The 12,084-nt window shown below is 59.3% G+C and carries 10 protein-coding genes; 4 read left to right on the top strand and 6 right to left on the bottom strand.

What is annotated here, in order from left to right:
* Window positions 1-4: 4 nt before the first annotated feature.
* From solA to FZ934_RS27430, 6 genes are all read right to left on the bottom strand, one after another.
* Window positions 5-1,162, bottom strand: a complete 1,158-nt coding sequence (gene solA, locus FZ934_RS27455) for an N-methyl-L-tryptophan oxidase (protein WP_153273916.1) — start codon at window positions 1,160-1,162, stop codon at window positions 5-7.
* Between the two features lie 9 nt (window positions 1,163-1,171).
* Window positions 1,172-2,665 (bottom strand): HAL/PAL/TAL family ammonia-lyase, encoded by a 1,494-nt coding sequence (locus tag FZ934_RS27450; RefSeq protein ID WP_153273915.1) that lies wholly within the window; start codon window positions 2,663-2,665, stop codon window positions 1,172-1,174.
* Window positions 2,662-3,438, bottom strand: a complete 777-nt coding sequence (locus tag FZ934_RS27445; RefSeq protein WP_153273914.1) for an ABC transporter ATP-binding protein — start codon at window positions 3,436-3,438, stop codon at window positions 2,662-2,664. Before FZ934_RS27445 ends, FZ934_RS27450 begins: the two co-directional genes overlap by 4 nt.
* A 28-nt stretch (window positions 3,439-3,466) precedes the next feature.
* A complete protein-coding gene (locus tag FZ934_RS27440) occupies window positions 3,467-4,171 on the bottom strand; it encodes an ABC transporter permease (protein WP_153273913.1) in 705 nt (234 codons plus the stop codon).
* A 9-nt stretch (window positions 4,172-4,180) separates the two neighbouring features.
* Entirely contained in the window at window positions 4,181-4,906 is a 726-nt protein-coding gene (locus tag FZ934_RS27435) for an ABC transporter permease (RefSeq protein ID WP_153273912.1), read from the bottom strand.
* A 100-nt stretch (window positions 4,907-5,006) separates the two neighbouring features.
* Entirely contained in the window at window positions 5,007-5,849 is an 843-nt protein-coding gene (locus tag FZ934_RS27430; RefSeq protein WP_153273911.1) for a transporter substrate-binding domain-containing protein, read from the bottom strand.
* 198 nt (window positions 5,850-6,047) lie between these two features.
* Here FZ934_RS27430 and hutC point away from each other — a divergent pair, with 198 nt between their 5' ends.
* The 4 genes from hutC (at window position 6,048) to FZ934_RS27410 (ending at window position 11,910) form a co-directional block, all read left to right on the top strand.
* Window positions 6,048-6,809, top strand: a complete 762-nt coding sequence (gene hutC / locus FZ934_RS27425) for a histidine utilization repressor (protein ID WP_153273910.1) — start codon at window positions 6,048-6,050, stop codon at window positions 6,807-6,809.
* Window positions 6,810-7,071: 262 nt separating this feature from the next.
* Entirely contained in the window at window positions 7,072-9,021 is a 1,950-nt protein-coding gene (locus FZ934_RS27420) for a PrkA family serine protein kinase (RefSeq protein WP_153273909.1), read from the top strand.
* A gap of 25 nt (window positions 9,022-9,046) precedes the next feature.
* Window positions 9,047-10,363, top strand: coding sequence for a YeaH/YhbH family protein (locus FZ934_RS27415; protein WP_153273908.1), 1,317 nt, complete (start codon window positions 9,047-9,049; stop codon window positions 10,361-10,363).
* An 11-nt stretch (window positions 10,364-10,374) separates the two neighbouring features.
* Window positions 10,375-11,910, top strand: coding sequence for a SpoVR family protein (locus FZ934_RS27410; RefSeq protein WP_153273907.1), 1,536 nt, complete (start codon window positions 10,375-10,377; stop codon window positions 11,908-11,910).
* The last annotated feature ends 174 nt before the right edge of the window (window positions 11,911-12,084 follow it).

Raw genomic sequence — 12,084 nt, 5'->3', positions numbered from 1 at the left:
CCGGCTACTGTTGGCGTTGCGCCAGAAAGCGCGTCATGGCATCGAACGAGAAGGCTCCGATCGGCAGGCTCGTTCCGCCCTCGAGCGCGAGATCGGCAAGAATTTCACCGACGACACTGGTGAACTTGAAGCCGTGCCCGGAGCACGGCGAAGCGACGACCACGTTCGGATTGCCGGGTGCAAAGTCGAGCAGGAAGTCCTCGCTTGGCAACATCGTATAGCGGCAGGTAATCGCATTGACCCGCAGGCCGGCAGCGGCAGGCACACGCTTTGCGATGAAGCCGTCGAGCAGCGCGGTGTCCGCTTCATTGACAGGCGGATTGGGTTGATTGGGATCGATCGGCTCGCGGAAGTGGGCATGCCGTCCGATCTTGACGCCATCGACGCCAATTGCCGGAAAGCCGAAGTAGGAGCCTTCTGTTCCCTCGTCGCGGAGGAAGCATGGCATGCGTCTTGGTTCGGTCGCAAAGCCGTCGCGTGGCTGATACCAGGCGACGACCTGCCGGATCGGGACGGCATGCTCCTTCAGGTGCGGAACGAGCTCGGCGATCCAGGAACCGGTGGCGACGACGACCTTCTTGGCGCGGTATTGACCAACGGCCGACCGGATCGTCACGCCGCTGTCGCTCGGTTCGATGGCGGTAACCCGTTCGCCAAAATGCAGGACTGCGCCGTCTTGCGCTGCCAGCTTGAGATAACCCATCACGGCAGCCTCGGGCTTCAGATAGCCGCCCTGGGGGTCAAGGATGGCGATTTCGCAATCGTCGAGCTGGAAGGCGGGAAACCGAAGCGCCATCTCGCTTTTGTCGAACACTTCGTGCGCCAATCCGTGCATCTCGCAGGACGCACGCGTTCCGGCGACGATCTTGCTGTTCTCGCTGCCGATCTGGAGAACACCGGTGATCGTCAGGATATCCGAGCGAAGCCGAGCCTCCAGGTCCCGCCAGTTACGATAGGCACGCTTCAAGAGCGGCACATAGGATGGATCCTCGAAATAGCCGAGCCGGATGAGACGGCTGTCTCCATGCGAGGAACCAAGCGTATGGGCCGGGAAATAGGCGTCGATCCCGATCGCCTTGGCGCCACGCGCCGAAAGGTGAGAGAGTGCTGCACTTCCCATGGCGCCGAGGCCGATCACGGCAACGTCGAACTCAACTGTCATTTCAACTCCTCAGCCCAGGGCGGGCGGTGCCGCGTCTCTGATCAGAGAACGAAGCGCTTCCATGTCGCCGGCAAGCGGCCGATCGTCGGCGTAGTGCGCAACAGCCTGGCGCACGACACGGTGGATGGCATCCGTTCCTGGGGCGCGCGCAGCCGTTGGCGCCAGGAAGTCATGCGCCTGCGCCGCCGCCATCAACTCGATCGCAAGGATATACTCGGCGTTGTCGACCACAGACAGAAGCTTGTTTGCCGCTGCGGTCGGGTGGGCCAGGAAATCCTCCTGCAGGCCCGAGGTCAGGCCGCCATCGGTGGAAGCGGGCGCCGCCAGACGGCGGTTCTCGTTGCTGAGAGCCGCAGCTGTGTATTGGGCGATCATGAAGCCCGAATTGCTGCCGGCATCGCTCGCAAGGAACGGCGGCAGGCCGCTCACCAGCGGATTGACCAGCCGATCCATGCGGCGTTCGCTCATGGCGGAGATCTGCGCAAGCGCGATCGCCAGGCTATCAGAGGCCACCGCAAGAGCGGGCGCAACCGCGTGAGCCTCCGACGACACGACAGGATTTTCGGGCGTGCCCGAAACCGCCGGATTGTCGGTTACCGAAGCAAGTTCACGATCGACGACGTCGGATGCGTTTTCAAAGACGTCACGCGCCGCGCCATGAGCATGCGGCACGGAACGCAGGCTCAGCGCATCCTGTGTGCGTTTTCCGAGAGCCGCTCCTATCAGGCCGCTGCCGTCGAGGCGGCGCCTCAGGGAAGCACCGACGTAGGCGATGCCCCGCGATGGGCGAAGCGCCAGGACGGCTTCGTCGAAGGCTGCCATTTGACAACCGGCAGCCTCCAACGTCAGGGCCGCGATTGCGTCTGCCCAGTCGAGCAAATGGCTGGCGCGCGCCAATGCGACACTTGCCAAGCCCGTCGCACAAGCGGTGCCATTGACAAGGCTCAAGCCTTCCTTTGCGCCGAGAACGAGCGGGGAAAGGCCGATCGCAGCCAGTGCCTCGCGGCCCGGCATACGCTTGCCCGCCACGGATGCGCTTCCCTCGCCGATCAGCACGAGTGCCGTATGGGCATTGTGGGTCAGATAACCGGCGGAACCTTTCGACGGGACATCCGGTACGCAGTCCCGCTCCAGAAACCCTGCCAGATGACGGATGATATCGGCACGGACGCCGGAATGACCATGCGCGAAATTTGCGATCTGCGCGGCGATGATCGCGCGAACCTCGCGCGCCGCCAACAATTCGCCGACGCCGCAGGCATGGCTGAGGATGATGTTTCGCGAAAGCCGGCTCTGCGAGGGGCGATCGACGACCGTATCCGACAACGCGCCGACGCCGGTATTGATGCCATAGGCGCGCACGCCGGTTTCGACGATCCGCTCGACGATCCGGCCTGCATTGTCCACGCGCGCCCAAGCTCCGTCAGAGAGCGCAAGCATCTCCCCGGCGGCCACGCTCGCCACGTCGCGCCAGCCGATCCGCGCATCGATAGTGACTGTCATTGTCCGTTTCCGAAGTGACCGATAAATTGGCGGAATGCAGGCGAGGCGCCGCCACCGAACATCTCGTCCGGCGAACCGGTGCTTTCGACAAGGCCTTCCTTCATGAAGACAACCCGGTTGGAAACGTTGCGTGCGAAGCTCATCTCGTGGGTTACGACCAGCATGGTCATCCCCTCCTCCGCAAGCGCGCGCATGACGCGCAGCACCTCGCCGACCAGTTCCGGGTCGAGCGCGGAAGTCGGTTCGTCAAACAGCATGACCTTCGGTTTCATGGCGAGCGCGCGGGCGATCGCGGCGCGCTGCTGTTGGCCACCGGACAGATGTGCCGGATAGGCGTGTCGCTTGGCAGCGATGCCAACCTTTTCCAGAAGTGCCTCGGCCTCCGCGATGCACTCGGCACGCGGACGCTTCAGGACATGGACCGGCCCCTCGATGACATTCTGCAGGATCGTCATATGGGACCAGAGATTGAAGGACTGGAAGACCATGCCGAGTTCGGAGCGGATGTGATCGACCTGCTTCTGGCTCGCCGGACGGCTCGTGCCGCCCTTGTGGATCATCCGGATCTGCTCTCCATCCACCCAGATTTCGCCATCGGTCGCCGTCTCGAGCAGGTTGATGCAACGCAGGAAGGTGGATTTCCCCGAGCCCGAGGCTCCAAGCAGGGAAATGACGTCGCCATCCTGCGCATCGAGCGAGATGCCGCGAAGGACCTCATGCGTGCCGAAGCTCTTGCGGATGTTGCGGACGGAAAGTCGTGTAACGCCTGGCATGAAAGCTCCAATCGTGTCTGTTCGGTTCTCAGGCCTTCAGCGCCGGCGGAATCGCGCGGCGGTGCCGTGAGAGCGAGTATTCGAGCAGGGACATCACCTGCAGAATGATGAAGTTGAGAACAAGGTAGATGATGGCCGCGCAGAGAAACACTTCCATGGTGCGGTATGTCTGCGAGATCAGCCGCTGCGCCACACCGGTCACTTCCCATACGGTCACCAGACTTGCCAGCGCCGTCGATTTCATCATCAGGACGATCTCGGTGGAATAGGCAGGCAGCGCGTGCCTGAAGGCGATCGGCGCCAGAATACGGCGGACGAGCAACGCGCCGGACATGCCGATCGAACGGGCAGCCTCGATCTCGCGCGGCGAGACGGCGCGAATGCCACCACGGAAAATCTCTGCCGAATAACCCGCCGTGCAGAGCGCCAGCGACAATACCGCGCAAACGAATGGCTCGCGCAGGAACGGCCACAGGAAAGAGTAGCGGATGAAGCCGAACTGACCGAGACCGTAGAAGACAAGGAACATCTGGATCAGCAGCGGCGAGCCGCGGAAGATGAAGATGTACCCCTTGGCGATTGCCGACAGGACGGGGTTGCCGCCGACGCGCATCCAGACAATCAGAAGCGCCAGTAGGCCGCCGAAGAAGACCGATAGCGAAAACAGCGCCAAGGTCATCGGAACGGCCTTCAGCAGGGTGCCCATCGTTTGAGCGAGAAAAGCGAAATCCATCGTCCTACCTCACGCCTTTCCCATGGCCGCTGTCGGCATGCTGCGGTTGGCGCGCCGCTCGGCGCCGTTGAACACCCGGTCGGAGAGGCTGGTGAGGATCAGATAAAGGATGCCGCCGACGATGAAGAACAGGAAATATTGTCGGGTCGAGCCGGCAGCCACCTGACTGGTGCGCATCAGCTCCGCCAGGCCTGTCACCGAAATCAGTGCGGAGTCTTTCAGGCTGAGCTGCCAGACATTACCGAGACCGGGGATGGCGAAACGTAGCACCTGCGGGATGATGATCCGGCGAAACCGAAGGCCGCGATGCATGCCGATCGCCGATGCCGCCTCGAGCTCACCCTTGGAAATGGCAAGGTAGGCTCCACGGAAGACTTCAGCCTGGTAGGCGCCGGAAATGATCCCGACGGCCAGCGCGCCGGCGAGAAACGAAGGCATCCCGAGGAAGCCTTCGTAGCCCATCGCCTTGCCGATCGAGGTTACCGCCGACGAACCTCCGAAATAGATCAGGTAGATGATCAGCAGTTCCGGCACACCGCGAAAGACGGTTGTGTAGACGTTGCCGAGCGCGACGAGCCATGTCTTGCCGGAGAGCTTGGCGGCAGAGATTATCGCGCCAAGCACGGCACCGATCGCAAGCGCGGTCGCGGTCACGCAAAGCGTCATCAGTGCGGCGAGCAGAAGTAGCGCGCCCCATCCGTTCGAGCCGAATCCAATCAGTTCCAGTGTTGCCATGTCATGTTCCCCGCGCCTGCCGCTGTCTCGGCAGTGTCAGAATAGCATGCGGTCTCCGGCATTGGAGCCGGAGACCGGGATATCCGGCCTCCGCCGGAAATCAGTTTTGCGGGCTGACGTCGACCTTGAACCACTTCATCGACAGGGTCTTCACAGTACCATCAGCGAGTGCGGACTTGATCGCCTCGTTGAGCTTGTCGCGAAGGTCGGTGTCGGCCTGACGGACACCGAGGCCTTCACCCTCGCCCCAGATGGAGCCGACGATTTCCGGGCCAGTAAAGGCCAGCGTGTCGTTGGCCGACTGGAATGCGTTGGCGAAATAGACGGCATCGTCGAAGCCAAGATCGATACGGCCGTTCTGCAGGTCGAGATCGCGGTCGGCGCCGGTCTTGTATTCACGGATCTCAGCGATATCGCCGAAATTGTCGTAGACGAACTTGGCGTAGACAGTCGCGGCCTGGATGCCGATCGTCTTACCCTTGAAAGCTTCCTTCAGTGCATCGACTTCCTTAACGCCGGTCTGGCCGGGCGTCATCTTGATCGTTGCGCCGGTGCCGGCAGCGTTGGCAAGCGGGCTATCCTTGGCGGTCGCGAAGGCGGCAGGCGTCGCGGCGTAGGGGATCGTGAAGCCGATGACCTTCTTGCGATCCTCAGTGATCGAAAGGGCATCCATGATCACGTCAAATTTACCGGCATTCAGCGCCGGGATCATCCCGTCCCAATCAGATGCGACGAGCTTGCATTCGATCTCGGCGCGCTCGCAAAGAACCTTGGCAAGTTCCGGTTCAAATCCGCCGAGCGTGCCGTCGGCATTGGTCATGTTCCAAGGCGCATAGGCACCTTCAAGGGTGATGGTCGCGCTCTTCCAATCCTTGGCAGCGACGGGCGCCGCAACGGTCGAGAGCGCCAAAGCAGCATAAACAAACAGCATATGGGATTTCATCGTAGCCTCTCCTCTGAGGTAAAACTGGCCTGGGGGCACATCTTATTGTTCTTGCGACCGATCTTCTGTCGGCTTGCTCGATCCCAATGCGAAATGCGTTGATCTCGAGGTTGTATATGGTACCATATGAGATATTTTATGATATGCAAGAGGAAAGTCGTGGTCGGTTAGATTCTTCGGCTGCAAAAGGAACAGGCGATGAAGCATTCAGGCAAGATGAAGCAAGAGCTGGTGCAGCACGACACCTCACCACTTTATGCTGGCGTCAAGCAAATGATTCTTGATCGGATCCATAGCGGTGAATGGCCTCCGAAGTTTCGAGTTCCTTCGGAAAATGAACTGGTTAGCGAACTCGGCGTCAGCAAGATGACCGCCAATCGCGCCCTTCGGGAACTCGCCAACGAAGGTGAGCTGGTCAGAATTCAAGGCGTTGGGTCCTTCGTTGCGGAGCGCAAAGGCTATTCGGCGCTCTTCGAGGTCCGCAATATAGCCGACGAGATTGCCGAACGCGGCCATGTTCACGATGCATCCGTGATCGTATTGGCATCTGAAACGGCCTCCCCGGAGGTCGCCGATGCACTTGATCTCGAAATCGCGGCGCCCGTTTTCCATTCTCTTGTCGTGCACAGCGAGAACGGCGTCCCGGTGCAGATCGAGGACCGCTTCGTCAATCCGGCGGCCGCACCCGACTACCTCGCGCAGGACTTCTCCTCCCTGACGCCGAACGCCTATCTAACGTCAACCGCACCTCTCAGCGGCTCCGAGCACGTCGTAGAAGCCGTTATGCCGCAAGCGTGGGAGTGTAAACTGCTGACGATTTTGAGAAGCGAACCCTGCCTGTCAATCCGGCGCAGAACATGGTCGGGCCAGCACGTGGTGTCGACCGCTCGGCTTATCTACCCGGCAAGCCGATATCGCCTGGAGAGCCGCAGCGGAAAACCCTCCGACGACCAAGCTTAGTTGTATATGGGATTAACCTTGCGAATTTTGCATACCTAAATTAGCCAACAACCAATTAAATGCGTGGAAAGCCTTTTGCGCCCTTGGCGATCTTCGCGACGCGCTGCATAATGGGTGCCTGACGAAGGTCGCGGCTATCGGCATCAGACTGTCCCGGATTTCGTGTAAGCATTTGGAACAATAGCGAGTCTGACGCGTTTATATTACGCGAGCCGACATGCAGCGATCCCGTCTAACCCAACCGGCCGCGGGAGAGCATATTATGCCAAAAAGCGAAAGCGACGTGTTCGATCTTTTCTCAGAGATCTATACGAGCGCCGCTCAGGAACAATTCAGCCTTCAGGAATATCTTCTTGCTTGCCGTGACGACAAGCGAATGTACGCTACGGCCCAAGAACGCATGGTTGAGGCGATCGGTGAGCCCAGACTGGTCGATACCAGCGCCGATGAGCGCTTGGGACGCATCTTCTCTAACAGAACCGTGAAAGTTTATCCCTCCTTTGCCGATTTCTACGGAATGGAGGACACGATTGAGCGCATCGTCGGCTATTTCCGCTATGCGGCGCAAGGCTTGGAGGAGCGGAAACAGATCCTCTATCTGCTTGGACCGGTCGGCGGTGGCAAGTCGTCGCTAGCGGAGCGGCTGAAGAGGCTGATGGAGCACTCGCCGATCTACACCCTCGCAATCGACGGGCAAATCAGCCCGATCTTCGAGTCGCCTCTCGGTCTTTTCCAACCCGATCGCATGGCTGATTTGCTCGAGGACAAATACGGCATCGCGCGGCGGCGATTGACAGGGCTGATCTCCCCTTGGGCGACAAAACGGCTCGATGAGCTGGACGGTGACATCTCCCGTTTCAGCGTCGTCAAGCTTATGCCCTCGCGCCTGCGACAGGTTGCCATCGCCAAGACGGAACCTGGCGATGAAAACAATCAGGACATATCTGCGCTCGTCGGCAAGGTGGATATCAGGCAGCTCGAAAACTACAGCCAGGCCGACCCCGACGCTTATTCCTACAGCGGTGGCCTGAACCGGACGACCCAAGGCCTGCTGGAATTCGTTGAAATGTTCAAGGCGCCGATCAAGGTGCTGCATCCGCTGCTGACGGCCACGCAGGAAGGCAGCTACAACGGCACCGAGAATTTCGGCGCCTTCCCTTACCAGGGTATCGTTGTCGCTCACTCGAACGAATCTGAGTGGCAGCAATTCAAGAACAACCGCAATAACGAAGCTTTCCTTGACCGCATTCTCGTGGTGAAAGTTCCCTATTGCCTTCGGGTGACGGAAGAACGCCTCATCTACGAAAAGCTGCTGCGTGAAAGCGAGCTTTCCAAGAGCCCGTGTGCGCCGGAGGTCCTTGAAAACCTCAGCCGATTCACTGTTTCGACCCGGCTGGCACGGCACGAGAACTCGCCGCTGAATACTAAAATGCGGGTTTATGACGGCGAAAACCTCAAGGATACCGACCCCAAGGCGAAGTCGGTGCAAGAGTATCGAGACGCGGCCGGTGTTGACGAGGGCATGACGGGTATCAGCACCCGCTTTGCCTTCAAGGTGCTCTCCGAGACCTTCAACTACGATACGAAGGAGGTCGCGGCCGACCCCGTGCACCTGATGTACATTCTCGAACAGGCGATCAAGCGAGAGCAGTTCCCGAAGGAAACGGAAGCCTCATACCTGGACTTCATCAAGACCGAGATCGCCGCCCGCTACGCGGAATTCATCGGCCATGAAATTCAGAAGGCCTATCTGGAATCCTACAGCGAGTACGGCCAGAACCTGTTCGATCGGTATATCGCCTACGCGGATGCCTGGCTGGAGGATCAGGATTTCAAGGATCCCGATACCGGGCAGATCCTCAACCGTGAAATCCTCGACAGCGAACTCTCCCAGATCGAAAAGCCGGCGGGCATCGCCAATCCCAAGGACTTCCGCAACGAGGTGGTCAAGTTCACCCTGCGCGCACGCGCCCGAAACAATGGCCGCAACCCCTCGTGGACGAGCTACGAGAAGCTTCGCGAGGTCATCGAGAAGCGCATGTTCGGGCAGGTCGAAGACCTGCTGCCCGTCATCAGCTTCGGCTCGAAGAAGGACAGCACAACCGAGAAGCAGCATGCCGAGTTCGTCCAGCGTATGACGGAGCGCGGTTACACCGTACGCCAGGTACGCCGACTCGTTGACTGGTACATGCGAGTAAACAAGGCCGGTTGACGATGACGAAGCGAGGGGTTGGCACATGCCAAATTTCATCGATCGCCGGCTCAATCCGAAGGACAAGAGCCTCGGGAACCGGCAGCGTTTTCTAAAGCGTGCGCGTGAGGAACTGAAGCGTGCGATCAAGGATCAGGTAAAGTCTGACAGGATAGTGGACGTCGACGCGGCGCACGGTGTCCCGATTCCGACGCGCGGCGCGGGCGAACCGACGTTTCGCCCGTCGTTCGGAAGCGGAAAGCGCCAGCATGTGCTGCCCGGCAACCGTGACTACTCCGCTGGCGATCGATTGACCAAACCAGAGGCTGGAGCCGGAGGAATCGGAAAGGGAGCCGGTCGGGGAGAGAGCGAAGACGAATTCCACTTCATTCTGTCCAGGGAAGAGGTTCTCGACTTGTTTTTCGAGGATCTTGAACTTCCCGACATGATCAAGCTGAACCTGAAGGAAACCGTAACCTTCAAGCCTCACCGAGTTGGCTTCACGACGGCCGGAACACCGACAAACATCAATATCGGGCGAACGATGCGCAACAGCTTCGGCCGGCGCATCGCGTTACAGCGACCGAGCGAAAAGCAGATTCGCGCCGTTGCGGATGAAATAGCACTGCTCGAGAGCGAGCAGCTTGTGTCAGCGCAGACCAACAAACGCCTTAGGGCACTTCGCGACGAACTGGCGTTGCTCGAAAAGCGTCGCAAGCGCATTTCCTATGTCGACCCCGTTGATGTCAGGTTCAATCGCTTCGAGCGGCAACCTCTGCCCAATGCCAACGCCGTCATGTTTTGCCTCATGGATGTTTCCGCATCGATGGGTGAACGAGAGAAGGACCTTGCCAAGCGGTTCTTCGTCCTGCTCCACCTCTTTCTCAAGCGGCGCTACAAGCGGATAGACATTGTCTTCATTCGCCACACCGACGAAGCGCGGGAGGTCGACGAAGAGACGTTCTTCTACAGTAAGCAGAGCGGCGGCACGGTCGTTTCGACGGCACTCGAGGAGATGCTGCGGATCATCGAAGAACGCTACCCTGCTGACCTCTGGAACATCTACGCCGCCCAGGCCTCGGACGGAGACAACACCAGCGGCGACTCCGACCGTTGCGCGGCCCTGCTCCGCCAGGAGGTCATGCGGTTATGCCAATATTATGCCTATGTCGAAATCATCGACGAACGCGAAACGGAGATATTCGGATCGACTGATAATGGGACCTCGCTCTGGCGCGCATATCGCACCGTCGACGGCGAAATTCCGAATTTCCAGATGGCGCGCATTGCCCGGCCCGCGAATATCTATCCGGTGTTTCGCAAGCTGTTTACACGGCAAGCAGCCGTACGTGCTCGCAGCTAGGGAACCGGCATATGGCGAAACGCGCGACCTCATCCCTGCTGTTCACCGGATCGGACTGGAATTTCAGCACGCTTTCGCGCGCGTATGAAGCGATCGAAACGATTGCGCTCGATGAAATGGGGCTCGACGTCTATCCGAACCAGCTGGAGATCATTTCATCCGAACAGATGCTCGACGCCTATTCCTCCGTCGGCATGCCGCTGATGTACCAGCACTGGTCCTTCGGAAAGAGGTTCATATTCGAGGACAACCTCTATCGGAAAGGTCAACGCGGGCTGGCTTATGAGTTGGTCATCAATTCCAATCCCTGCATCACCTATCTCATGGAAGAGAATACGATGGCGATGCAGGCTCTCGTCACCGCCCATGCCTCCTTCGGCCATAACCACTTCTTCAAGAACAATTATCTATTCCGCCAATGGACGGATGCCGGCGCGATCCTCGGCTATATGGACTTCGCCAAGAAGTACATCGCCAAGTGCGAAGACCGACATGGAACGGATGCGGTCGAAGCCATCCTTGATTCCGCTCATGCCTTGATGGACCACGGTGTTTTCCGATATCGGCGTCCGCCGAGATTATCTTCGGAGAAGGTCCGGGAAAGGGCGCGCGAGCGTCTGGAATACGAGGAACAGACCTACAGCGATCTCTGGCGAACACTGCCGCTTTCCACCGAAAGCCGGGACGCCGAAGAGGCTGAGCGCAACGCTTCCGAGCGAAAGAAGGTTCTCAACCTGCCGGAAGAGAACCTCCTCTACTTCATCGAGAAGCACAGTCTCATTCTCGAACCATGGCAGCGCGAGATCCTGCGCATCGTTCGCGTCATCGCGCAATATTTCTATCCCCAGCGGCAAACCAAGGTGATGAACGAAGGCTGCGCGACGTTCGTGCACTACACCATCATCAACCGGCTGTTCGACCAGGGAAGGCTGAGCGAAGGCAACATGCTGGAGTTGCTGAAGAGCCACTCCAATGTGGTTTTCCAACCCGACTTCGACGATCCGCGCTTTCCGGGCATCAATCCCTACGCGCTAGGCTTTGCGATGATGCAGGACATCGAACGGATTTGCATGAATCCGACATCAGAAGACAGGGAATGGTTCCCATCCTTCGCCGGCAATGGCGACTCACGCGAAACGCTTCTCGACGCCTGGGCGAACCATCGTGACGAGTCGTTTGTGCTGCAGTATTTGAGCCCCAACCTCATTCGCAAGTTCCGGCTGTTTCTATTGTCGGATGTCGCGACGGACAAATACTGCGAGGTCTCGTCGATCCACGATGAGAGAGGCTATGCGGCCGTACGCAAAGCGCTTGCCCGCAGCTATGATGTCGGCAGTCGCCAGCCGGATATCCAGGTCGTCGATGTCGATCTGCTCGGCGATCGCCAGTTGCGGCTGAAGCACACCGTGTCCGACGGAATTCTGTTGGACGAGGCAAGCCGTGACGAGACGCTGAGGCATATCCGCCATCTCTGGGGCTACGAAGTCAGCCTCGCAGGTGTCGACCGGGAGTCGGACAGCCTTCTGTACGAGTGCTCGACAAGCTGAGGCGTGCTTGCCCGCCTCGGCCCCTTTAGTGGCCCCACTCTGATATTTCTAAGCGTCTTAGTTCCGGTTACGGGACATGGACCGGTAAGCCGATACGTTGGTCTGGCTGCCGCCACTCTGCCGCCCGTCCTCGATTTGGGGAAATCCGACGGTGAATAACACCGAAACGAACGA

It is taken from the genome of Rhizobium grahamii (assembly GCF_009498215.1).
GTDB lineage: Bacteria > Pseudomonadota > Alphaproteobacteria > Rhizobiales > Rhizobiaceae > Rhizobium > Rhizobium grahamii_A.
This window is presented reverse-complemented; position numbering and strand designations above follow the sequence as displayed.